The 22,873-nt window shown below is 64.4% G+C and carries 23 protein-coding genes, 1 pseudogene and 1 riboswitch; of the genes and pseudogenes, 14 read left to right on the top strand and 10 right to left on the bottom strand.

Going from position 1 to position 22,873, the window contains the following annotated elements; genetic code table 11:
• Positions 1-34 precede the first annotated feature (34 nt).
• Together VEI45_RS05600 and VEI45_RS05595 are read left to right on the top strand one after the other, a co-directional pair.
• The gene (locus tag VEI45_RS05600; protein ID WP_324850947.1) at positions 35-1,024 is read left to right on the top strand and encodes an SMP-30/gluconolactonase/LRE family protein; all 990 of its coding nucleotides are present in this window, start codon (positions 35-37) and stop codon (positions 1,022-1,024) included.
• Positions 1,025-1,092: 68 nt separating this feature from the next.
• A complete protein-coding gene (locus tag VEI45_RS05595; protein WP_324850945.1) occupies positions 1,093-2,319 on the top strand; it encodes a D-alanyl-D-alanine carboxypeptidase family protein in 1,227 nt (408 codons plus the stop codon).
• 1 nt (position 2,320) lies between these two features.
• Here the strand turns inward: VEI45_RS05595 and arsB are convergent.
• Both arsB and VEI45_RS05585 read right to left on the bottom strand, forming a co-directional pair.
• Positions 2,321-3,789 (bottom strand): annotated as a pseudogene (gene arsB, locus VEI45_RS05590) (ACR3 family arsenite efflux transporter).
• A 44-nt stretch (positions 3,790-3,833) separates the two neighbouring features.
• The gene (locus tag VEI45_RS05585; RefSeq protein ID WP_324850943.1) at positions 3,834-4,232 is read right to left on the bottom strand and encodes an ArsI/CadI family heavy metal resistance metalloenzyme; all 399 of its coding nucleotides are present in this window, start codon (positions 4,230-4,232) and stop codon (positions 3,834-3,836) included.
• 101 nt (positions 4,233-4,333) lie between these two features.
• Between VEI45_RS05585 and VEI45_RS05580 the strand changes: the two genes are divergently transcribed.
• Genes VEI45_RS05580 through nagA form a run of 4 tightly spaced genes read left to right on the top strand, consistent with a single transcriptional unit; the run spans position 4,334 to position 8,022 of the window.
• Positions 4,334-4,693: an Rv2640c family ArsR-like transcriptional regulator gene (locus VEI45_RS05580; protein WP_324850941.1), complete on the top strand. Its 360-nt coding sequence runs from the start codon at positions 4,334-4,336 to the stop codon at positions 4,691-4,693.
• A 52-nt stretch (positions 4,694-4,745) separates the two neighbouring features.
• Positions 4,746-5,471 carry a hemerythrin domain-containing protein gene (locus VEI45_RS05575; RefSeq protein ID WP_324850938.1) on the top strand — a complete coding sequence of 242 codons (726 nt, stop codon included), beginning with the start codon at positions 4,746-4,748 and terminating at the stop codon, positions 5,469-5,471.
• A gap of 20 nt (positions 5,472-5,491) precedes the next feature.
• Positions 5,492-6,883, top strand: a complete 1,392-nt coding sequence (locus VEI45_RS05570; RefSeq protein WP_414687403.1) for a sugar porter family MFS transporter — start codon at positions 5,492-5,494, stop codon at positions 6,881-6,883.
• Positions 6,880-8,022: an N-acetylglucosamine-6-phosphate deacetylase gene (gene nagA / locus VEI45_RS05565; protein WP_324850934.1), complete on the top strand. Its 1,143-nt coding sequence runs from the start codon at positions 6,880-6,882 to the stop codon at positions 8,020-8,022. Before VEI45_RS05570 ends, nagA begins: the two co-directional genes overlap by 4 nt.
• 3 nt (positions 8,023-8,025) lie before the next feature.
• Here nagA and VEI45_RS05560 read toward each other — a convergent pair whose 3' ends face one another.
• From VEI45_RS05560 to trpS, 4 genes are all read right to left on the bottom strand, one after another.
• Positions 8,026-8,565, bottom strand: a complete 540-nt coding sequence (locus VEI45_RS05560) for an isoprenylcysteine carboxylmethyltransferase family protein (RefSeq protein ID WP_324850932.1) — start codon at positions 8,563-8,565, stop codon at positions 8,026-8,028.
• A 64-nt stretch (positions 8,566-8,629) separates the two neighbouring features.
• A complete protein-coding gene (gene aqpZ / locus VEI45_RS05555; RefSeq protein ID WP_324850930.1) occupies positions 8,630-9,370 on the bottom strand; it encodes an aquaporin Z in 741 nt (246 codons plus the stop codon).
• 124 nt (positions 9,371-9,494) lie between these two features.
• Positions 9,495-10,523, bottom strand: coding sequence for an inner membrane protein YhjD (yhjD, locus tag VEI45_RS05550; protein ID WP_324850928.1), 1,029 nt, complete (start codon positions 10,521-10,523; stop codon positions 9,495-9,497).
• 9 nt (positions 10,524-10,532) lie between these two features.
• Positions 10,533-11,552 carry a tryptophan--tRNA ligase gene (gene trpS / locus VEI45_RS05545; protein WP_324850925.1) on the bottom strand — a complete coding sequence of 340 codons (1,020 nt, stop codon included), beginning with the start codon at positions 11,550-11,552 and terminating at the stop codon, positions 10,533-10,535.
• Between the two features lie 82 nt (positions 11,553-11,634).
• Here trpS and VEI45_RS05540 point away from each other — a divergent pair, with 82 nt between their 5' ends.
• Positions 11,635-12,480, top strand: coding sequence for an alpha/beta hydrolase (locus tag VEI45_RS05540; protein WP_324850923.1), 846 nt, complete (start codon positions 11,635-11,637; stop codon positions 12,478-12,480).
• A gap of 7 nt (positions 12,481-12,487) precedes the next feature.
• On the opposite strand, the gene VEI45_RS05535 is transcribed toward VEI45_RS05540, so the two are convergent.
• Entirely contained in the window at positions 12,488-13,714 is a 1,227-nt protein-coding gene (locus tag VEI45_RS05535) for an NADP-dependent isocitrate dehydrogenase (RefSeq protein WP_324850921.1), read from the bottom strand.
• Between the two features lie 225 nt (positions 13,715-13,939).
• Here VEI45_RS05535 and VEI45_RS05530 point away from each other — a divergent pair, with 225 nt between their 5' ends.
• Both VEI45_RS05530 and VEI45_RS26355 read left to right on the top strand, forming a co-directional pair.
• Positions 13,940-14,212, top strand: a complete 273-nt coding sequence (locus VEI45_RS05530; protein WP_324850919.1) for a hypothetical protein — start codon at positions 13,940-13,942, stop codon at positions 14,210-14,212.
• Entirely contained in the window at positions 14,167-14,265 is a 99-nt protein-coding gene (locus tag VEI45_RS26355) for a hypothetical protein (protein WP_349256709.1), read from the top strand. The genes VEI45_RS05530 and VEI45_RS26355 overlap by 46 nt, the downstream gene beginning before the upstream one ends.
• Here VEI45_RS26355 and VEI45_RS05525 read toward each other — a convergent pair.
• A complete protein-coding gene (locus tag VEI45_RS05525) occupies positions 14,241-14,810 on the bottom strand; it encodes a PadR family transcriptional regulator (RefSeq protein ID WP_324850917.1) in 570 nt (189 codons plus the stop codon). The genes VEI45_RS26355 and VEI45_RS05525 overlap by 25 nt on opposite strands.
• A 119-nt stretch (positions 14,811-14,929) precedes the next feature.
• Between VEI45_RS05525 and VEI45_RS05520 the strand changes: the two genes are divergently transcribed.
• Together VEI45_RS05520 and VEI45_RS05515 are read left to right on the top strand one after the other, a co-directional pair.
• Positions 14,930-15,361, top strand: coding sequence for a nuclear transport factor 2 family protein (locus VEI45_RS05520; protein WP_324850915.1), 432 nt, complete (start codon positions 14,930-14,932; stop codon positions 15,359-15,361).
• A 13-nt stretch (positions 15,362-15,374) separates the two neighbouring features.
• Positions 15,375-16,415: an LLM class F420-dependent oxidoreductase gene (locus VEI45_RS05515; protein WP_324850913.1), complete on the top strand. Its 1,041-nt coding sequence runs from the start codon at positions 15,375-15,377 to the stop codon at positions 16,413-16,415.
• On the opposite strand, the gene VEI45_RS05510 is transcribed toward VEI45_RS05515, so the two are convergent.
• Complete coding sequence (locus VEI45_RS05510) at positions 16,412-18,652, bottom strand: NADP-dependent isocitrate dehydrogenase (RefSeq protein WP_324850911.1); 2,241 nt, start codon at positions 18,650-18,652, stop codon at positions 16,412-16,414. The genes VEI45_RS05515 and VEI45_RS05510 overlap by 4 nt on opposite strands.
• A gap of 239 nt (positions 18,653-18,891) precedes the next feature.
• A riboswitch (SAM riboswitch) is annotated at positions 18,892-19,011 on the top strand.
• Positions 19,012-19,189: 178 nt separating this feature from the next.
• Between VEI45_RS05510 and VEI45_RS05505 the strand changes: the two genes are divergently transcribed.
• The 3 genes from VEI45_RS05505 to VEI45_RS05495 are packed head-to-tail and all read left to right on the top strand — an operon-like array spanning position 19,190 to position 22,468.
• Positions 19,190-20,569, top strand: a complete 1,380-nt coding sequence (locus VEI45_RS05505) for a bifunctional o-acetylhomoserine/o-acetylserine sulfhydrylase (RefSeq protein ID WP_324850909.1) — start codon at positions 19,190-19,192, stop codon at positions 20,567-20,569.
• Positions 20,570-20,579: 10 nt separating this feature from the next.
• Positions 20,580-21,740, top strand: a complete 1,161-nt coding sequence (gene metX, locus VEI45_RS05500) for a homoserine O-acetyltransferase MetX (protein ID WP_324850907.1) — start codon at positions 20,580-20,582, stop codon at positions 21,738-21,740.
• Positions 21,737-22,468: a class I SAM-dependent methyltransferase gene (locus tag VEI45_RS05495; protein WP_324850905.1), complete on the top strand. Its 732-nt coding sequence runs from the start codon at positions 21,737-21,739 to the stop codon at positions 22,466-22,468. The genes metX and VEI45_RS05495 overlap by 4 nt, the downstream gene beginning before the upstream one ends.
• Positions 22,469-22,503: 35 nt before the next feature.
• Here the strand turns inward: VEI45_RS05495 and VEI45_RS05490 are convergent.
• Positions 22,504-22,873: BBE domain-containing protein (locus tag VEI45_RS05490; protein ID WP_324850903.1), on the bottom strand; the 370-nt coding region annotated here is incomplete at its 5' end.

The following is a 22,873-nucleotide window of genomic DNA, read 5'->3' as shown; positions in this document are numbered from 1 at the left end:
GATGCAGAGCGAAGCGATGAGGAGGAGCGGCGTGATGACCAAGCCGAGCATCGACCCGATCCGGTGGCAGCCGCCGCCGTCGCGGCCGCTTCCCGACCCCGACCTCACCTCGACGCTGCACGTGGTCGAGGTACCCGGCAATGCCCCCGAGGATGTCGTCGCCGATGCCGACGGCAACATCTGGACCGGTGTCGAGGACGGACGCATCATCCGGATCACCCCAGACGGCCGCACCGTCCAGATGGTCGCCGACACCGGCGGGCGACCGCTGGGCTTGGCGGTCGCCCGCGACGGTCGGCTGCTGATCTGCGACAGCCACCGCGGCCTGCTGCGATACGACCCTGCCACCGGGACGCTGGAGACGTTGGTGGCCGAGGTGTCCGGGCGGGCGCTGACGTTCTGCTCCAACGTCGTCGAATCATCGGACGGCACAATCTTTTTCACCGAATCGACTAGCCGTTTCCATTACGAGTACTACAAGGGCGCGGTGATCGAGGGTCGCGCCACCGGGTCGCTGTTCCGGCGTGATCCCGGCGGCACGGTGAGCGTGCTGGCGTCGGGTCTGCACTTCGCCAACGGAGTGACGCTGACCGCCGACGAGTCGGCGTTGGTGTTCGCCGAGACGACCGGCTGCCGACTGTCGAAATACTGGCTCACCGGAAGCCAGGCCGGCTCGGTCACTCCGTTGGTCGCCGATCTGCCCGGTTACCCCGACAACATCTCCACCGGTCGCGACGGCAGGATCTGGGTCGCCATGGTCTCGGACCGCAACCCGCTTAACGAATGGCTGGGCCCACGCGCACCGGTCATCCGCAGGCTGTTGTGGCGACTGCCCTACCGCTGGCTGCCGAACCCGAAGTCTCTCGCGTGGGTGGTCGCGTTCGACCCCGACGACGGCCACGTCGTGACCCAGCTTCGCAGCCGGCATGCGGCCTTCGGTCTGGCTACTGGAGTGGTGGAAACGCCCGGACGGCTATGGCTGGGCCGCATCGGCGGGCCGGGCGTCTGTTACCTGGATTTGTAACTTCTGCAACACCAGTCACAGCGCGGCTCCCGGGATTCGGGCCACTGATCACCTACTCTGCACAGACGATGGCCTACTTACGCACTGCGTCATGCCTGGCGGCGGCGGCTCTCCTGGTGACAGCGCCGGCTGTGCTCGGCATGCCTGCCGCGTTCGCCGAGCCTGCCGTCGCGCACGACACCTGCCCGTACAGGGTGTCCACCCCGCCGGCGGTGGACTCGTCGGAAGTCCCGCAGGCCGGCGATCCTCCCCTGCCGCTGCCGGTGCCCGCGTCGCCGATCGGCGGTAGCGTGCTGGGCGGCTGCGGAGTGGTCGCGGCAGCCAACACTCCGCCGGTGCCGGGCGACATCTCCGCCGAGGCCTGGGTGGTGGCCGACTTGGACAGCGGCGCGATCATCGCCGCGCGTGACCCGCATGGGCGCCATCGCCCGGCCAGCCTCATCAAGGTGCTCGTTGCGATGGCGTCGCTGGGCGAGCTCAACCTCAACAAGACCGTAAACGGCACGCCTGAGGATGCCGCCGCGGAGGGCACCCGGGTCGGCATTGCCCCGGGTGGCGCCTACACCGTCGACCAGTTGCTGCACGGGCTGATGATGCACTCCGGCAACGACGCGGCGCACGCGCTGGCCATGCAACTGGGCGGCATGCAGGTCGCGCTGGAGAAAATCAACATGCTGGCCGGCAAGCTCGGCGGCCGCGACACCCGCGCCGCAACGCCGTCGGGGCTGGATGGACCCGGCATGAGCACATCGGCCTACGACATCGGGCTGTTCTACCGATACGCCTGGAAGAACCCGACTTTCGCCGAGATCGTCGATACGAAGACATTCGATTTTCCCGGGCACGCCGACCACCCCGGCTATCAGCTGGAAAACGAAAACCAACTGCTCTACAACTATCCCGGCGCACTGGGCGGCAAGACCGGTTACACCGACGACGCGGGCCAGACGTTCGTGGGCGCCGCCAACCGCGACGGGCGCCGGCTGATAGCGGTGCTGTTGCACGGCACCCGTCAGCCGATGGCGCCGTGGCAGCAGGCCGCACATCTACTGGATTACGGTTTCGCGACCTCGCCGGGAACCCGGGTGGGAACACTGATCGAACCCGACCCGTCGTTGGGCGCCAGGCTGACGACTGGCGGTGACGCCGCTCCCGGCACATCGGCGAGCGCCGCCGCGATCGTGCCGCCCGCCGACGCGCTGCCGGTGCGAGTCGGTGTGGCTGTGATCGGCACCGTCGTCGTGTTCGGGTTGATCATGGCGGCGCGCTCGATGAATCGCCGGCCGCAGAACTAGTTCACCGGGATCCGGCGGCCGGGAGGAGTTCGGCGATGAGTGCGCGGACACGGCCGGCTATCTCATCGCGGATCGCGCGGACGGTGTCAAGTGGTTGGCCTGCCGGGTCGTCAAGTTTCCAATCCCGGTAAGACACACCGGGGAAATAGGGGCACGTGTCGCCACAGCCCATGGTGATGACGACGTCGCTGGCCTGCACCGCGTCGGAAGTCATGACTTTGGGGACCTCTGCGGTGATATCGATATCGAGTTCGGCCATCGCCGCGACGGCGACCGGGTTGACCTGATCGGCGGGTTCGGTTCCCGCCGAGCGAACTTCGATGCGATCACCGGCAAGACGGCTCAGTAGCCCAGCAGCCATTTGGGAGCGCCCGGCGTTGTGCACACATACGAACATGACACTGGGCCTGCCGTTCATCAGTGGACCCTGCTCGAGGCGTCGACGGCGACAGAAGGCGCTGGGAATAGGCGTGTCCGCAGCGCCAACGATACGTAGACCAAGGCGACGAGCACCGGTACTTCGATCAGGGGTCCGACGACGCCGGCCAGCGCTTGGCCGGACACCGCGCCGTAGGTGGCGATCGCCACGGCGATGGCCAGTTCGAAGTTGTTGCCGGCGGCGGTGAATGCCAGGGTGGTGGTGCGTTCATATCCCAAGCCGAGCGCGGCGCCCAATAGGTAGCCACCCACCCACATGATGGCGAAGTAGGCCAGAAGCGGCAGCGCAATGCGGGCGACATCCCATGGCCGGGAGGTGATCTGGTGACCCTGAAGTGCGAACAGAATCACGATCGTGAACAGCAACCCATCGAGTGCCCATGGTCCGATCTTGGGGAGATAGCTGGTTTCGTACCAGTTGCGCCCCTTGGCCTTTTCGCCCCATTGGCGGGAGAAGTATCCGGCGGCCAGCGGTATGCCCAAGAAGATGAGCACGGACTTGGCGATCTGCCAAGGCGAGGTGGAAATGGAGGTTTGGGGCAGATGCAGCCGACCGGGAAGCGCTGAGAGGTAGAACCAACCCAGGGCGGCGAACATGAGGACCTGGAAGATCGAGTTCAGCGCGACCAGCACGGCGGCGGCTTCGCGGTCCCCACCGGCCAAGTCGTTCCAGATGATGACCATGGCAATGCAGCGGGCCAGGCCGACGATGATCAGCCCGGTGCGGTACTCGGGCAGATCGGCCAGCATCAGCCAGGCCAGGGAGAACATCAGCGCGGGGCCGAGCACCCAGTTGAGCAGCAGCGAACTGAATAGCAGACGGCGGTCGCTGATTACGGTGTCGAGCCGGTCGTAGCGGACCTTGGCCAGCACGGGATACATCATGATCAGCAGCCCCACTGCGATGGGCAGCGAAATCCCGTCAACCTGCACTTTTTGCAGCGCAATGTCGAGGCTGGGCACCCAACGTCCCAGCAGCAGACCAGCGGCCATCGCCACCGCGATCCAGACCGGCAACATCCGATCCAGCATGGAAAGCCTTGTCACAGCGCCCCGCAACACGCGCCTGCGCCGCCTTAGCCAGACTGATCGGGGCCGATACCGAAGCTCTCGGAATCGGCGAGCACGGTGTAGACCTCCCAACGCTCGCCCCCGGGACCGGCGACCCAGACCTTGTCCTGAGCCGCAAAGCAGCAGGTAGTACCGATTTCCTCAGTGGTGAACATCCCGGCCTCGGTCAGCCGGGCGATCTCGGTGTGCACGACCTCGCTGGATTCGACCTCGACCCCGAGATGATTCAGCGTGCCACCGTTGCCCGGGTTTTCCAGTAGCACCAGCTTCAACGGCGGATCGGCGATCGCGAAGTTCGCGTAGCCGGGCTTGCGTTTTGCCGGCTCGGTGTGAAACAGCTTGGTATAGAACGCGATTGCCTGATCGAGATCCTCAACGTTGAGGGCCAATTGAACCCTTGCCATGGCGGCGAACCTCCAACCTGTGAGACATATATCGAACCAATGATGCAGCCCAGCATGCCGACCTTTTCGATATATGTCAATAAGTGTGGCAGGATGGTGCGATGCCGAAATCGCTGCCGGAGGTCGATACAACCGCGCCGGTGTGTTGCGCCCCGGTGGCTGCTGGACCAATGAGTGATGCCGATGCGTTGCACATCGCGTTGCGTTTGAAGGCCCTTGCCGATCCCGTGCGGGTCAAAATTGTGTCGTATCTGTTCAGTTCCTCGGCCGGTGAGGAAATTTCCGGGGAGCTAGCAGCCGTGCTCGACCTGAGTGAGTCCACCGTGAGCCATCATCTGACCCAGCTGCGCAAGGCAGGCCTGGTGGTCTCAGATCGCCGCGGGATGAACGTGTTTCACCGAGTGCGACCGGAAGCGTTACAGGCGCTTTGCACGGCACTGGACCCAAACTGCTGTACTTAGCTACCGGCGTCGGTTCGGTATCAGACAACGTTGCGGAGGCAGGTGAGACGACGTGACACAGCAGCGGCCCCCGAGCGCCGTGCGGCGACGTCAACTTCTCGGAATCTCGATATCGGCAGCCGGTGCCGTTGCCGTCTCGGCATGCGGTAGCCCGCAGCCAAAAGCGGGCCAGCCCGGCGCACCGGCAGACGAGGAAGCGGCAGTCACTCCACCCGAAGACCTCATGCGTGAGCATGGCGTGCTCAAACGCATATTGCTGATCTATCGAGAAGGAATGCGCCGCCTGCAGGCCGACGATGAAGCTCCCCTGCAAGCGCTCAACGCGAGCGCGGGGATTATTCGAAGTTTCATCGAGAACTACCACGAGCACCTGGAAGAACAGTATGTCTTTCCAAAGCTGGAGCAGGCGAACAAACTGGCCGACACCACCGCCGTGTTGCGCACGCAACACCAGCGTGGGCGCACGCTCACCGATCGGATGCTCGCCGCCACTACCGCAGCCGCGGCTCCCGACAAACCTGCCCGAGAGGCCCTGGTTCAGGACATGGCGGCGTTCATCCGGATGTATGAGCCGCATGAGGCACGCGAAGACACTGTCGTCTTCCCCGCGTTGCGGGACGTGTTGCCCGCGAAGCAGTTTCGCGATATGGCTGACATCTTCGAAGACGAGGAACACCGTCGCTTCGGCCCGGCCGGCTTCGAAGGTGTGGTCGACAAAGTCGCCGATATCGAGAAGAGCCTCGGCATCTACGACCTGAGCCAGTTCACCGCAACCTAGTGCGCAAACTCGACGTGACAGTGGGCCAAGCCAACAAACCACGCATCCGGCGCCATGGAATCCTGCTGGGCGTCACCGCGGCAAGCCTGGGTGTCGTCTACGGGTACGACCTTTCCAACATCGCAGGTGCGCTGCTGTTCATCACCGACGAGTTCGGTCTGACGACACGGCAACAGGAGTTGGTGACGACTGCGGTGGTGCTCGGCGAAATCGCCGGAGCGCTGGGTGCAGGCATGCTCGCCAACCTGATCGGGCGCCGGTGGTCGATGGTGTTGGTGGCAGCCGGCTACGCGGTGTTCGCGCTGTTGGGCGCGATGTCGGACTCGGTGCCCATGCTGCTGGCGGCCCGGCTACTGCTGGGTCTGACCATCGGGGTGTCCGTCGTGGTGGTCCCGGTGTTCGTGGCCGAATCCGCGCCGGCGAGCGTGCGGGGTGCACTGCTCGTCGGCTACCAGGTCGCAACCGTGCTCGGCATCATCGTGGGTTACCTGGCCTGCTACCTGCTGGCCGATTCGCGCGACTGGCGCGCGATGCTGGCGCTTGCCGCGGTGCCGGCAACATTGGTGGCGCTGCTGTTGGTGCGGATGCCTGATACCGCGCGGTGGTACTTGCTCAAGGGCCGGGTCGCCGAGGCCCGGCGGGCGCTGCAACACGTGGAGCCCGACAGCGCCGTCGAACGTGAAATCGCCGAAATAAACGCTGCACTGCGGGAAGAAAGTGGCGGTAGGTTCGTGGAGATGCTGCGGCGGCCCTACCTGCGCGCCACGGTCTTCGTGATCGCGCTGGGCTTTTTCATCCAAATCACCGGCGTCAACGCGATCGTCTACTACAGCCCCCGGCTGTTCGACGCGATGGGCTTCCGCGGCAACTTCGCGCTGCTGGTGCTTCCGGCGATAGTGCAGGCCGCTGCGCTGGCCGCCGTGCTGGTCTCCGTGGTTCTGGTCGACCGGCTAGGTCGGCGCCCGGTGCTGCTGTCCGGGATCGGCGCGATGATCGCCGCCGACGCAGTGCTGATCGTCGTGTTCGCCGCGCACTCCGCCGCGGTTTTCGGGTTCATTGGCGTGCTGCTGTTCACGATGGGGTTCACTTTCGGCTTCGGTGCGCTGGTGTGGGTGTACGCCGGTGAGAGTTTCCCGTCCCGGTTACGGTCGATGGGGTCGAGCGCAATGCTGACCGCCAACCTGCTGGCCAATGCAATCGTTGCCGGCTTATTCCTGACGATGCTGCATTCGCTCGGCGGCGCAGGCACCTTCGCGGTATTCGGCGTTCTCGCCGTGGCCGGGTTCGCCTTCGTGCACCGATATGCTCCCGAGACCAAAGGCCGGCAACTCGAGGATATCCGGCACTTCTGGGAGAATGACGGTCACTGGCCCGACGAATTAGCAAGCACCGCAACGGATGTGCGGATATGACACTGATCGCCGCCAGCGCTCTGGTGCTGGAGCAGGGAGTTTGCCGACCGGGTTGGGTGGAAACTTCGGGCGGCCGGATCATTAGCTGCGGGTCCGGCGTGGCGCCCCGACCGGCCGATATCGACCTGCCCGAGGCGCTGGTCGTGCCCGGTTTCGTCGACATCCATGCGCACGGTGGCGGCGGCGCGTCGTACACCGACGGCAACGACGCAGATATCCTGCGCGCGGCCATGTTTCACCGCAGCCACGGCACGACCACCACGCTGGCCAGCCTGGTCACTGCATCGCCGGCCGACCTGCTCACTGCGGTACGTGCACTCGCCGATTCGACCCGCGCGGGCACCGTCGCCGGTATTCATCTGGAGGGGCCGTGGCTGAGCGCGGCGCGCTGCGGAGCACACGATCCCAAGCAGCTGCGCGACCCGGCACCCGCTGAGATCGACGCCCTGCTGACCGCCGGCGGCGGCGCAATCCGGATGGTCACCCTGGCACCTGAACGCGCCGGAAGCAGCGATGCGATTACCCACCTGATCGACGCCGGAGTGGTTGTCGCCGTTGGGCATACCGATGCGGCCTATGAGCAGACCCGTCATGCCGTCGAGCTCGGGGCGACGGTCGGCACCCACCTCTTCAACGCAATGCGGCCCGTGCACCACCGTGAGCCCGGACCCGCGCTCGCGTTGTTGGAGGATGCACGGGTGACCGTCGAGTTGATCGCCGACGGCGTGCACGTCCACCCCGCAATGCAACGAGCGGTGATCGAGGCGGCGGGAGCCGACCGGGTGGCGTTGGTCACCGATGCCACGGCGGCGGCGGGGTTGGGCGACGGCGAATTTCGGCTCGGGGCAGTCCAGATCGATGTGGTCAATCAGGTGGCACGCGTGCGCGGTACCTCCACGATCGCCGGGAGCACCGCGACGATGGATCAGCTGTTCCGCGCCGCGGCCGGCCTTGGCTCAGACCGCGACGCGGCGCTGGCCGCTGCGGTGCAGATGACCTCGACGACGCCGGCCCGGGCGCTCGGCCTCGACCGGGTCGGCGGCCTGCGCGCCGGTGCCGACGCGAATCTTGTTGTCCTGGACCGGCATTTACAGGTCACCGGCGTGATGGCCGACGGCCAGTGGCAAGCGGGCGGCTAGCTCTTATGCACTCGGCGTCCAAGCCGAAATCCGGGGAATCCAGGCCGGCACGTTTTGCCGGTAATTGACGTAGTCGCTGCCGTAGCGTCGAGCGAGGTGGGGTTCTTCCCAGAAGCGGATGACAGTCGCAATGCACGCGAAGAAGATTGCAAACCACAGCAGCAGCCAACCCGACACCGCAACAGCCGCCTCGCCGAGCAGGATGGCTAGCACGCCGCTGATCATCGGGTTGCGCAGATGCCGGTAAGGACCCTGTACGACGAGGTGGACCGGTTCTCCGAGAACCTTGCCCACGCCGAGCGTGCCCTTGCCCACTCGGTCGAACAGCACCACGGTCCAGGTCCACAGGCCTAGCCCGGCGGCGATCAGCAGGCCACCGACGCTCACCAGTCCCGCGATCAGCGGTGAACTCAAATCCGGCATGCGCACGTGGGCCCAGTCCACGATCTGCGCCGGTATCAGCAGCGTCATGGTCACCGGGGCAATCAGGAATGAGATCAGATGCCGCCACCACAGCCGTCGTTCACGCGTGTCCGCAACCATCTCGACCTCGTTCCGTCCTGACAGTTCATCTGCCGAAGACCTGGTCGCCCGGATCGGGCCGTCTTTACCGATGGTGCGCGGTCTCCTCGGCCCGGCCGAACAGGAGCGGATAGGCGATGCCGGCGATCGCCCCGCCGATCAACGGCGCGAGCCAGAACACCCACAGCTGCGCGGGGGCTCCGTCGCCGTTGAAGAACGCGACGGCGGTAGAACGGGCCGGGTTGACCGACGTGTTGGAGATCGGAATCGCGACGAGGTGGATGCCCGTCAGTGTCAGCCCGATCGCCAGGCCGGCGAAACCCTTGGGTGCCCGATCGTCGGTCGAGCCGAGGATGACGAACAAAAATATCGCCGTCAGAACGATCTCGGCGAGAATGACTGCACCCAGTGAGTAACCAGTGGGCGAGTGTTCGCCATAGCCGTTGGCGGCCAGGTGCCCAGTAGCGACAAAACCGGGCCTGCCGAAGGCGATGTAGTAGACCACCAAGGCTCCGAGCAGGCCTCCGACCACCTGAACAATCCAGTACGCTGGCAAGACTTTCCATTCCACGCGGCGAGCCAATGCCGCACCCAGCGTGACGGCCGGGTTGAAATGCCCGCCGGAGATAGTTCCGAATGCGTACACGCCTACCAGTACGGTTAAGCCGAAGGCGAGCGCAACGCCGAGGTATCCGATACCCAGCGGGTACAGATCGGCGGCGTGGGCCCTCAGCGAAAAAACCGCGCTGCCAACGCCACCGAGCACCAACCAAAAGGTGCCGATCGTTTCCGCCGCTAATTTGTGGAACAGGTTTGGTGCCGACATCGCCTACCCGCCTTTGCGTGGAGCAACTATTCGTGCCCATGAGGGTGACACGTTTGAGCGCAGAAGCGCCCTGTCGTGGCCAAATCGTTTCAGGAAAGAGACAAATGCGATGTTGAGTGCTGCCCTACCCTTTACTCCGCCGGACCAGTCGGGAAAGACCCAGTGCCCCAATGGCGCCCACTGCCGCAGCAGTCAGAGCCTGCCGCACATTGAGATCCTGGTTCAGCTCAACCCTGGTCGTAATGACTGCGGGCTCAGGCGGTTCCGCCGGCGCCGCGGTCAGGTTTTCCGCCGACGTCGCCGCCCACGCGGTAGCGAACAGCAGCAGCCGAGCGGTGATGTACGCGAAAACCATCAGGCCCAGCACCGGCCCGAAGGTGGCGCCCGCCGGACTGCGCAGGACGGACTTCAGGTAGATCGACGCGACCAACTTGAACAATTCGAAGCCGATTGCCGCGAGCAACGCCGCCCGAACCGAGCTGGCGAAGCTGACCGGCTCCCTAGGCAATCGAGCGATCATCCAGCTGAACACCAACCACGAGAGCAGTACCGACACCAGCATCGACACAGCGCGAAGGATCGCGTCCAGCACTGGTGCGTTGTGAATACCCATCCACCCCAACACCTTGCCCATCGGCGCCGCGTCGGCAAGTGCGCTCAGCGCCAGGGTGGCGAGGATCGCCACGAACGACGACACGATCGCCGCCAAGTCGGAGAACTTGGTCCGGATGTACCCGCGCGAACCCTCCCCCTGTCTCCACATTTCGCTCAGCGCCACTCGAAGATTGGTCATCCAGTTCAGGCCGACCCATGCCGCGGTAGCCAAACCGATCGCGCCGACCGACGCCCGCGCATCGATCGCCGAATTCATCAGCTCGACCACCTGCTGCCCTAGGGCGCCCGGCACCGCGGCCCTGACCTTGTTGTCGATCCCGGTCAGCACATCGGGCCGACGCGACAGCAGGAATCCGCCGACGCTGAAAGCAACCATCAGCACCGGGAACAACGCGAAGATCGTGTAGTAGGTCAGCCCGGCCGCGAAGAAATTGCCCTTTGATTCTTCGAATCGGTCGTTAGCCCGCATCGCGTGGTCGAACCATCCGAACCGCGCCCGTAGTCGATCCAGAATTCCTGGTTTGGCCGGTTCACTCATGACCACCCGCTAGGGACGCTTTGGCAAGAACCCTAGCCGGTCGTAGACCCGGTCGACCGTTTTTGCGGCCACGTCCTCGGCCCGGGCCGCCCCGGCGGCTAGGACAGCCTCCAATTCGGCTGAATCCGTGAGTAACTCGTCGACCCGGGCTTTGATCGGTGTCACGAATTCCACGACGGCCTCGGCGGTGTCCTTCTTGAGATCGCCGTAGCCGTGCCCGGCATACCGTCGCACCAACGCATCAATCTCGACACCGGTAACTGCGGACTGGATGCTCAGCAAGTTCGACACGCCGGCTTTGGCGTCCGGGTCGTATCGGATCTCGCGTTCGCTGTCGGTTACTGCGGAGCGAATCTTCTTGGCGGACACGGCCGGAGCGTCGAGGAGACTGATCAGGCCAGCGTCGGTGGCGGCCGACTTACTCATCTTCGACGACGGGTCTTGCAGATCGTAGATCTTGGCGGTGACCTTGGGGATGAGTAAATCGGGAACCACGAACGTGTCCGGGAACCGGCTGTTGAACCGCTGCGCGATATCGCGGGCCAGCTCCAAATGCTGACGCTGGTCTTCACCGACTGGCACCAGTTCGGCGTCGTAGGCCAGTACGTCGGCGGCCTGCAGCACCGGGTAGGTGAACAGGCCGACCGTGGTCGCGTCGCTGCCCTGACGCGTCGATTTGTCTTTGAACTGCGTCATTCGCTGGGCCTGGCCGAAGCCGGTGAAACAGCCCAGCACCCATGCCAGCTGGGTGTGTGCGGGGACGTGGCTTTGCACGAAGATCGTGCTGCGGCCGGGGTCGATACCCAGCGCCAGGTATTGGGCGGCGGTGATCAGGGTTCGGCGCCGCAACACCTCGGGGTCCTGCGGGATGGTGATGGCGTGCAGGTCGACAACACAGAAGAACGCGTCGTGGTCGTCTTGCAGCTGAACCCACTGGGTGAGGGCGCCCAGCGCATTTCCGAGGTGCAAAGAGTCGGAGGTGGGCTGCACGCCGGAGAAGACTCGGCGGGTTCCGGTAGCGATGCTCATGATGACTCGATCTTTTCACGCGGATAGCGGCCCACATTGCGCATGCTTGCGGTACCCGCGGTACCACCTTACTGTCGGCTGCATGACGACTCGCACGCCGATCCATCTCGGGTCCGGCGAACCGGTCCTTCTGCTGCATCCATTCCTGATGTCGCAGCTGGTGTGGCAGACGGTGGCCCCGCAGTTGGCCGACACCGGCCGCTATGAAGTGTTCGCCCCGACGATGGCCGGCCACAACGGCGGACCCCGCGCAGGCACCTGGTTCCTGAGCTCGTCGGTGCTGGCCGACCACGTCGAGCGGCAACTCGACACACTGGGCTGGAGCACCTGCCACATCGTCGGCAACTCACTGGGCGGCTGGGTGGCTTTCGAACTCGAGCGCAGAGGCCGGGCACGCACCGTGACCGGCATCGCGCCGGCCGGTGGGTGGCACCGGTGGAGCCCAACCAAGTTCGAGGTGATCGGGAAATTCCTCGGGGGTATGCCGGTGTGGATACTGGCCCACCTGCTCGGGCACCGACTATTGCGCCTGCCCATGAGCCGACGGATCGGCACGCTGCCCATCAGCGGAACGCCGGACGGGATCAGCGAGCGCGAACTCATCGCCGTCATCGACGACCTCAAGCATTGCCCGGCCTACTTCCGGCTGCTGATGAAGTCGCTGCTGATGCCCGGGCTGGAGGAGTTGGCAGAGACCGGCGTCCCCACCCATCTGGTGCTCTGCGGGAAAGACCGGGTCGTACCCCCGAACAGGTTCAGCCGTCACTTCATCGATCATTTGCCCCCCGCGAACGAGGTGACCGTGCTCGACGGCGTGGGTCACATCCCGATGTTCGAGGCACCGGGACGCGTCACCGACGTCATCACCGAGTTCCTCGACCAGTACAGCCCGCCGGTTCGGGCCGTCGAGCCGCCGGCGGGGGCCTAGCTCGGATTCAGTCGACTGCCTTCTCGAGGTTATCCGCGATCGCGCCAAGGAACTCCTCGCTGGTTTGCCAGCTCTGATCCGGACCGATGAGCAGGGCCAGGTCTTTGGTCATCTGACCGCCTTCGACCGTGGCGACGACGACGTCCTCCAGCTTCTGGGCGAAATCGATGACCTCGGGTGTGTTATCCAGCTTGCCGCGGTGCTCGAGCCCGCGCGTCCAGGCGAAGATCGAGGCGATCGGATTGGTGGAGGTGGGCTTGCCCTCCTGGTACTGCCGGAAATGGCGGGTGACCGTGCCATGGGCGGCTTCGGCTTCTACAGTCTTGCCGTCCGCAGTCATCAACACCGACGTCATCAGCCCCAGCGAGCCGTAACCCTGTGCGACCGTGTCGGATTGGACGTCACCGTCGTAGTTCTTGCACGCCCACACATAGCCGCCCTCCCACTTCAAGCACGCGGCGACCATGTCGTCGATCAGCCGGTGCTCGTAGGTCAGCCCGGCTGCCTCGAACTTGTCCTTGAACTCCTCGTCGTAGATCCGCTGGAACTCGTCTTTGAACATCCCGTCGTAAGCCTTGAGGATGGTGTTCTTCGTCGACAGATACACCGGGTAGTTCTCTTTCAGGCCGTAGGCGAACGACGCGCGGGCGAAGTCCTGTATGGAATCCTTGAAGTTGTACATCCCCAGCACGACGCCGCCGTCTTCGGGGATGGACACCATCTTGTGCACGATCGGCTCACTGCCGTCGTTCGGGGTGAAGGTCAGTGAGACAGTCCCGGGTTTGTCAACCTTGAAGTTCGTCGCACGATACTGGTCACCAAAAGCGTGGCGGCCGATCACGATCGGCTTCTTCCACCCGGGAACCAGTCGCGGCACATTCGAGATGATGATCGGCTCACGGAAAATCGTGCCGCCCAGAATGTTTCGAATTGTCCCGTTGGGCGACGCCCACATGGCTTTGAGGTTGAACTCTTTGACCCGAGCCTCGTCGGGGGTGATCGTGGCGCACTTGACGCCGACGCCGTGCTTCTTGATGGCATAGGCCGAGTCGATCGTCACCTGATCGTCGGTGGCGTCGCGGTGCTCGATGCCCAGATCGTAATAGTCCAGTTTGATGTCGAGATGCGGAAGGATCAGCATGTCCTTGATCAGCTTCCAGATGACCCGCGTCATCTCGTCGCCGTCGAGCTCTACGACGGTGCCTTTGACTTTGATCTTTCCTCCGCTGGACATGAAGCCCAGACTACAAGGGAGCACCTCTCAGCTGGTCCCGACGGGTGAGACGGCGCTCGCATGCCCAGTCCAGCGGCCAAGTACGTCGCGCACTCGGGGAATACGAAGAAGCCTCGGCAACAACAGGTTTCGTAAACCGGGCGCGACCCGTGGGTGAAGAGTCACGCCGCGCGCCATGAGACCGGACTGCAGCAAGACCCGTGTGCCAATCGGATGGCGCTCGTCGTGACAACTGTCCAGCACGGCGTCGTCCGCACCATCGAGCACCGCGTCGACCTTCCAAGCGAGGTTCGCCGGCCGCAGGGGCCGTTTCTCCCGCGACTGCGCGCGGCTGCGACGAATCGCGTTGCCGCAGATGCCCTGCTCGCGGTTTTCGTCGACCAAGTGGCCCCGGCACTGTCCGCGGTCGCTCCCGATCACGCTGCCAGACGGGCCTCGCCGTCGCTCGCTATATCCTCATTGTTCCGCCGCTGGCCGGCATGGACGACGCCCAATTGATCGAATGGCTGCGGCCGGTGCTCGCCCACTACCTCGCAGACCCGGCGCCCTGACGCTGTTCGATGATCGCGAGCACTCGCTCGGCCCATCGAATGTTCTCTTGTTCGAACGAGATTCCGCGCATCAGCGTCAAGTACGGACCGACTCGCTGGGCCTGGGCCAGGTACTCTTCTTCGCTGCGGCCGTCGAGGATGCGAGCCCGCAGCCGCTCGTAGCGTTGCACTTTCGCCGTGGCCCATTGCAGTCCTTCCGCGATGAAGTCGCGAACAGCCTGCGCGTTACCGGAGTCGACGGCCTGAACCTTGACCATCAGTTCATCCCGGATCACCGACGGCTTCGGCGCGCGGCTAGTGAACTCCTGGATCGCGTCGCGCCCTGCTTCGGTCAGCGAGAACATCCGCTTGTTGGGCCGGCGTTCCTGGTGGACAACCCGCGCCTGGATGAGACCTTGCTCGGCCAGTCGGTCGAGTTCGCGATACAACTGCTGCGGTGTGGCCATCCAGAAGTTGGCTACCGAGGCATCGAAGTCTTTGGCCAGGTCATAGCCGGACGACTCGCCCTCGAGCAAGGCCGCCAACACCGCATCCCGCAGCGACATAGGACGATAGTAAAACATCCGATTAGTCAACAAAGTGATTAATCGCATCTAGACTTATCCGGCTCTAGGCTCTACCGTCAGTCACACCTACTCAACAAATTGACTACGCGAGGTGTCTGGTGAGTTCTGAGCATCCGTTCCGCAAGGCGATCGAGGAGCGCGACGAGGCCGGCATCCAGGCGATGCTGGCCGCCGACGTGGTGTTCACCAGCCCGGTGGCGTTCAAGCCCTATGTCGGCAAGCCGATCACCGCAGCGATCCTGCGCGGTGTCTTACGGGTCTTCGAGGACTTCCATTACGTCCGCGAGATCCATGACAGCAACGGCCGCGACCATGCGTTCGTTTTCGAGACCAGGATTTCCGGGGTGCCGGGCGTAAAGGTAACCGGATGCGACTTCTTGCACCTCAACGAACAAGGTCTGATCGACGACTTCATGGTGATGGTGCGGCCGCTGTCGGGGGCAACCGCGTTGTCTGAGGCGGTGGGCGCCCAGTTCGACCGAATAAAGCAAGAGGCTCTCGAACTGGCCGATCAGTTCGCCACAGCGTAGGGAGTGGGAGAACATGCGGATCGGACTGGGCATCAACTACGCGGGCGGCTTCAAGGAGGTAGCCGCCGAAGTTGCCGACCTGGAACACGCAGGGTGCGACATTGTCTTTGTCCCCGAGGCGTATTCGTTCGATGCGGTGAGCGCACTAGGCTACCTGGCGGCCAGCACGGAACGGGTTCAGTTGGCCTCGGGCATTTTGCAGCTTTACACCCGAACGCCCACTTTGACGGCGATGACCGCAGCGGGCCTGGACTTTGTCTCTGACGGCCGGTTCACCCTGGGCCTCGGCGCGTCCGGCCCCCAGGTCATCGAGGGTTTTCACGGCGTGCCCTACGACGCCCCGATAGCCCGCACCCGCGAAGTCGTCGACATCTGCCGTAAGGTGTGGCGTCGCGAGACCCTGCAACACCAGGGCAAGCACTACACCATCCCGTTGCCCGCCGACCAGGGCACTGGACTTGGCAAACCGCTAAAACTCATCAATAAGCCGGTGCGGGAACGTATCCCGATACTGCTGGCCGCGCTGGGACCCAAGAATGTCGAGCTGGCCGCCGAGATCGCCGAGGGCTGGCAACCGATCTTCTATCTGCCAGAGAAAGCGCAGGATGTGTGGGGCAAGGCGCTCGCCGCCGGCCAAGCCAACCGCGATCCGGCCTTAGGCGAGCTGGACGTGTATGCCGGTCCGGCATTGGCTATCGGCGAAAATGTCGAGCCGCTAAGGGAATTCGTCAAACCGCAGCTCGCGCTCTACATCGGCGGGATGGGCGCCAAGGGCAGGAATTTCTATCACACCCTGGCCACCCGATACGGTTACGGCCCGCAGGCCGACCGCATCCAAGAGCTCTACCTGTCCGGCGAGAAGGAGGCCGCCACCAAGGCGGTGCCCGACGAACTCGTCCGAGACATCTCGCTGATAGGAGCACCGGGGTTCGTCAAGGAACGATTGGCGGCGTTCCGCGAGGCCGGGGTAACCACTTTGAACGTGGTACCCATCGCCGCAACGCCCGCCGAACGGGTCAAGCTCATCGAGACGCTTCGCAACCTGCTCGACTAAGCCCGCTGTACATCCTCCAGGGCAGCGTTGAGGGTTTTGCTCGGCCGCATCACCGCGGTTGTCAAGGCGATGTCGGGCGCGTAGTAGCCGCCGATATCCACCGCCTCGCCCTGCGCTGCAGCGAGTTCGACGATGATGGCGTCTTCATTCTTGGTCAACGTATCGGCCAGCGCGGCAAAGTGTTTCCGCAACTCGTCATCATCGGTCTGTGCGGCCATTTCCTGCGCCCAGTACATCGCCAGGTAGAACTGGCTGCCACGGTTATCGAGTTCACCGGTCTTGCGCGACGGGCTCTTGTTGTTGTCCAGCAGCTTGCCGATCGCCGCATCCAGCGTCTTGCCCAGAATCTTGGCCCGCTCGTTACCGGTCTTGATACCGAGGTCCTCGAAACAGGCTCCCAACGCGAGGAACTCACCAAGCGAATCCCAGCGCAGGTGATTCTCCTCGACGAGTTGGTGGACGTGCTTGGGCGCTGAACCGCCCGCTCCGGTTTCGTACATTCCGCCGCCGGCCATCAGCGGCACGATGGACAGCATCTTTGCGCTGGTGCCCAGCTCCAGGATCGGGAACAGGTCGGTGAGGTAGTCGCGCAGGATGTTTCCGGTGGCGGCGATGGTGTCCTGCCCGCGCATCGCGCGCTCGATCGTGTGCCGCATGGCTCGTTCCTGCGACATGGTCTGGATGTCGAGGCCCTCTGTGTCGTAATCGGCTAGGTAAGTGTTGACCTTCTTACGCAGTTCGTTCTCGTGCGGACGCTCCTGGTCCAGCCAGAACACCACCGGCATGCCGGAATTGCGCGCTCGGGTGACGGCCAGCTTGACCCAGTCGCGGATCGCGGCGTCCCTCACGATGGGCATGCGCCAGATGTCGCCGGTTTCCACGTTCTGCGTCAGCAGGACTTCCCCGGTGTCGAGATCGACGATGTTGGCGACGCCGTCCTCGGGGATCTCGAACGTCTTGTCGTGCGAGCCGTACTCCTCGGCCTGCTGCGCCATGAGCCCGACGTTGGGCACCGTGCCCATCGTCGCCGGATCGAATGCCCCGTGCGTCTTACAGAAGTTGATGACTTCCTGGTAGATACGGGAAAACGTCGACTCGGGGTTGACGGCCTTGGTGTCCTTTTGCCGCCCGTCGGCGCCGTACATCTTGCCGCCCGCGCGGATCATCGCCGGCATCGACGCATCCACGATCACGTCACTGGGCGAATGAAAGTTGGTGATTCCCTTGGCCGAATCGACCATGGCCAGCTCGGGGCGGTGCTCGTGACAGGCATGCAAGTCGCGGATGATCTCGTCGTGCTGCGAGGCGGGCAGCGACTCGATCTTGTTGTACAGATCCACCAACCCGTTGTTGACGTTGACACCCAGTTCGTCGAAGAGTGCCTGGTGCTTATCGAATGCCTCTTTGTAGAAGATCTTCACGGCGTGTCCGAAGACGATGGGGTGCGAGACCTTCATCATCGTCGCCTTGACGTGCAGCGAAAACATCACACCGGTCTTGTGCGCATCCTCCATCTGCGCCTCGTAGAACTCACACAGCGCCTTCTTGCTCATGAACATGCTGTCGATGATGTCGCCGTTGCGCAGCGACACCATCGGCTTGAGCACGATCGTCTTGCCGCTTTTGGTCTCCAACTCCATCTTCACGTTGCGCGCGCGGTCCAGTGTTAACGACTTCTCGCCGTGGTAGAAGTCGCCGTGCCGCATGGTCGCAACATGAGTGCGCGAGGCTTGCGACCACTCGCCCATGCTGTGCGGGTGCTTGCGTGCATATTCTTTGACGGCGTGGGGCGCACGTCGGTCCGAATTACCCTGCCGCAGGACTGGATTCACGGCGCTGCCAAGACATTTGGCATAGCGGTCGCGGATTTCCTTGTCCTCGTCGGTCTTGGGACTTTGCGGAAAGTCCGGAACCTTGAATCCCTTGCCCTGTAGTTCCTTGATCGCGGCGACCAGCTGGGGCACCGAGGCGCTGATATTCGGCAGCTTGATGATGTTGGTGTCAGGTAGCTTCGCCAACCGACCCAATTCGCCAAGGTTGTCCGGCACCTTCTGATCGTCGGTCAGGTAATCGGGGAACTCGGCCAGGATCCGCGCGGCTACCGAGATATCGCTGGTCTTGATCTCGATGCCCGCCGGCTCGGCGAAGGCGCGCACGATCGGCAGAAAAGAGTAGGTCGCCAGCAGCGGCGCCTCGTCGGTCAGCGTGTAGATGATGGTCGGCTCTTCGGCGCACACAGTCTTTCTCCCGGCGTCACTATCGGTCGGATTTCTTCGGGTGCTTCGCGTTGTAACGGTGACTGCCAGTATCGCGTACGGAAGAATCGGTAGCCATAAAGGGGTGTGCCGGCAAATCCCTGCTCGGCTGCCGAAAAATGGTTTCAGCCAGGGATGGCGTCCCAGTCCACGACACATGCCTGGGGTTAGCCGGGTACCCAGTGGCACGAAGTCGGCAACGTGCGATAGGCTTCCCGGCAGGTCATGAGCGCCAGTGTCAAGCCCCGGCTTGCTGGCCGGCAACCCTCCAACCGCGGTGGGGTGCCCCGGGTGATGACCAGGTTGAGTAGCCAACACCGGCTACGCGGCAAGCGCGGGTCCGCCGTGAACGGGCCCCCCGAGTAGACAGGGAAACCTGATGCGCACCTTTTGGGGCTGGTCCATCGTGCGTCGCAGTTGCTGACCGCTTGGCTGCCGGTTGACGTCGTCTAAAGATGGCGTCCCGCGCATGCTGCGAGCACTCGACCGACCCGTCTTCCTTCCCAGAAAGCAACCCACGTGAGTTCCGAAACCAACGCTGAGAGCGACACCGATCCGACCGCGCACTGGTCGTTCGAGACCAAGCAGATCCACGCAGGCCAGCAGCCGGACCCGACCACCAACGCCCGTGCGCTGCCGATCTACCAGACCACGTCCTACGTGTTCGACGACACCTCACACGCCGCGGCGCTGTTCGGGCTGGAAATCCCGGGCAACATCTACACTCGGATCGGCAACCCGACCACCGACGTCGTCGAACAGCGCATCGCCGCCCTGGAAGGCGGCGTGGCGGCACTGTTCCTGGCCTCCGGGCAGGCCGCCGAGACATTCGCGATTCTGAACCTGGCCGCCTCCGGCGACCACATCGTGTCCAGCCCGCGGCTCTACGGCGGCACCTACAACCTCTTCCACTATTCGCTGCCGAAGCTCGGCATCGACGTCAGCTTCGTCGAGGATCCCGACGACCCGGACTCGTGGCGGGCCGCGGTGCACCCGAACACCAAGGCATTCTTCGCCGAGACCATCTCCAACCCGCAGATCGACGTGCTGGACACCCCGGGCGTCTCCTCGGTGGCCCACGAGCATGGCGTGCCGCTGATCGTCGACAACACCGTCGCCACTCCCTACCTGATTCAGCCGATCAGCCAGGGCGCTGACATCGTGGTGCACTCGGCCACCAAGTACCTGGGCGGGCACGGCGCTGCGATCGCCGGTGTGATCGTCGACGGCGGCAACTTCGACTGGACACAGGACCGCTTCCCCGGCTTCACCACCCCTGACCCCAGCTACCACGGCGTGGTGTACGCGGAACTGGGGCCGCCCGCGTTCGCGGTCAAAGCACGGGTGCAACTGCTGCGCGACTACGGGTCGGCTGCATCGCCGTTCAACGCGTTCCTGGTCGCACAAGGCCTGGAAACCCTCAGCCTGCGTATCGAGCGCCATGTCGCCAACGCCCAGCGAGTCGCCGAATACCTCACCGGCCACGACGGTGTGCTTTCGGTCAATTACGCGGGCCTGCCCAGCTCACCGTGGTACGAGCGAGCAAAGAAGTTGGCACCCAGGGGAACCGGAGCCGTGTTGTCCTTCGAGTTGGCCGGCGGCGTCGAGGCGGGTAAAGCATTCGTCAACGCGCTGAAGCTGCACAGCCATGTTGCCAATATCGGTGACGTGCGATCGCTGGTGATCCACCCGGCGTCGACAACGCATTCCCAGCTCGGCCCCGCCGAGCAGCTGTCCACCGGCGTGAGCCCCGGGTTGGTGCGGCTGGCGGTGGGCATCGAGGGCATCGACGACATCCTGGCCGACCTCGAGCTGGGCTTCGCCGCTGCTCGAAAGTACGGCGGCGCCTCCAAGCTTCAGGCCGGCAGCGGTGACCCGCATGCCGTGGCGGCGTTCTGAGGAGGCCGAGGTGACGATCTCTGACGTGCCGACCCAGACGCTGCCGGCTGAAGGCGAGGTCGGCGTCGTCCACATCGGTCCGCTGACGCTGGAGAGCGGTGCGGTGATCGACGACGTCGACATCGCCATACAGCGGTGGGGCGAACTGTCGCCTACCCGGGACAACGTCGTGGTGGTATTGCATGCGCTGACCGGAGATTCGCACATCACCGGACCCGCCGGGCCCGGACATCCGACGCAGGGGTGGTGGGACGGCATAGCGGGCCCGGGCGCGCCAATCGACACGGGCCGCTGGTGCGCGGTGGCCACCAATGTGCTGGGCGGCTGCCGCGGCTCGACCGGGCCGAGCTCAGCTGCCCCTGACGGAAAGCCCTGGGGTTCAAGGTTTCCGTTGATATCGGTGCGAGATCAAGTCGAGGCCGACGTCGCCGCACTGGCGGCGCTGGGCATAACCGAGGTTGCCGCAGTGGTCGGTGGGTCGATGGGTGCAGCCCGAGCCCTGGAATGGGTCGTCGGTCATCCCGACCGGGTGGGCGCGGGTCTGCTGCTGGCGGTGGGTGCGCGCGCGACGGCCGACCAGATCGGTACACAGTGCACCCAGATTGCGGCCATCAAAGCCGACCCGAACTGGCAGGGCGGTGACTACTACCGCACCGGACGCACCCCCGACGACGGACTGCACATCGCCCGCCGCTTCGCGCATCTGACTTACCGCGGCGAAGTGGAGTTGGACACCCGCTTCGCTAACGACGCACAGGGCGAAGAGGACCCAGTGAATCCGGTGGCGGGCGGCCGCTACGCGGTGCAGAGCTACCTGGAGCACCAGGGCAGCAAGCTGGTGTCCCGCTTCGACGCCGGCAGCTACGTGGTGCTCACCGAAGCACTGTCCCGTCACGACGTCGGCCGGGGCCGCGGCGGTGTCGCCGCAGCGCTGCGTGGATGCTCGGTGCCGGTGGTGGTCGGCGGAATCACCTCTGACCGGCTTTACCCGCTGCGACTGCAAGAGGAACTCGCCGAACTGTTGCCCGGATGTAGCGACCTGCAGGTCGTCGACTCGATCTTCGGGCACGACGGCTTCCTGGTGGAATCCGAGGCGGTTGCTGAACTGGTATGCAAGACAATCGACTTGGCCGTCGGATCGGCCACGGGTGAAGGCGCGTGTGCACGGTGACCCAGTTCCGGCAGGCCCGCTCGTTATCGTTTGGCTCTGAAGCCGCCGCGTACGAACGGGGCCGCCCGTCGTACCCGCCGGAGGCGATCGACTGGCTGTTGCCGGCCGGGGCTCGAGACGTGCTGGACCTCGGCGCTGGGACGGGGAAGCTGACCACCCGGCTGGTGGAACGGGGGCTGGACGTGGTCGCCGTCGATCCGATCGCCGAGATGCTGGAAGTGCTGCGCAAGTCGCTGCCGGACACACCAGCGCTACTCGGCACGGCGGAAGAAATTCCGCTGGCGGACAACAGCGTTGATGCGGTGCTCGTCGCGCAGGCATGGCACTGGTTCAACCCGGAGCGGGCGATTCCGGAGGTGGCCCGGGTGCTGCGGCCGGGCGGGCGACTGGGTTTGGTGTGGAACACTCGAGACGAGCGGCTCGGCTGGGTGCGCGAGCTGGGTCACATCATCGGCCGCGACGGCGACCCGGTCGCCGCCTTGGTGACACTGCCGGACCCGTTTACCGGAGTACAACGCCATCAGGTCGAGTGGACGAATTACCTTACGCCACAAGCATTGATCGACTTGGTCGCTTCTCGCAGCTACTGCATTACCTCACCGACCGAAGTGCGCACCAAGACGCTGGACCAGGTACGTGAGTTGCTGGCAACCCATCCGGCATTGGCGAACGCCGGAGGCCTTGCGCTGCCGTACGTCACGGTTTGCGTGCGCGCGACGCTGTCCTAACAGCCATCGCGTGCGATAAATGGCCGCTCGACTGGTCAGAAGTTGAGCCCGGAGAACATAACTCGGCCGGGATCGTATTTCTGCCGGACGGCGCTCAGCTGGGATAGGTTCGGGCCGAAGTACCGCGACGGTGGCTGGTTCACCTCGAGATAGTTCACATAGCCGCCGACCGAATATGGTCGCACCGCTCGGTGCGCGGCGTTGAGCCAGTTCGTCGCTGCCGACACATCGGATGTTTCGACATACCACTGCACCAGCGCGGACTGCTGGCGCCACGGGAACGCTGTGGCGCCCGACGGCACACTGGCGAGGGCGCCGTCGAGGGCGTGCATGATCGCCAACATGCGGCCCGCGCCACGAGGAAAGGCGTCGACCGCCGAGGCGATCCCCTGCGCGGCGGCGGGA

Source organism: Mycobacterium sp., from assembly GCF_035623875.1.
GTDB lineage: Bacteria > Actinomycetota > Actinomycetes > Mycobacteriales > Mycobacteriaceae > Mycobacterium.
This window is presented reverse-complemented; position numbering and strand designations above follow the sequence as displayed.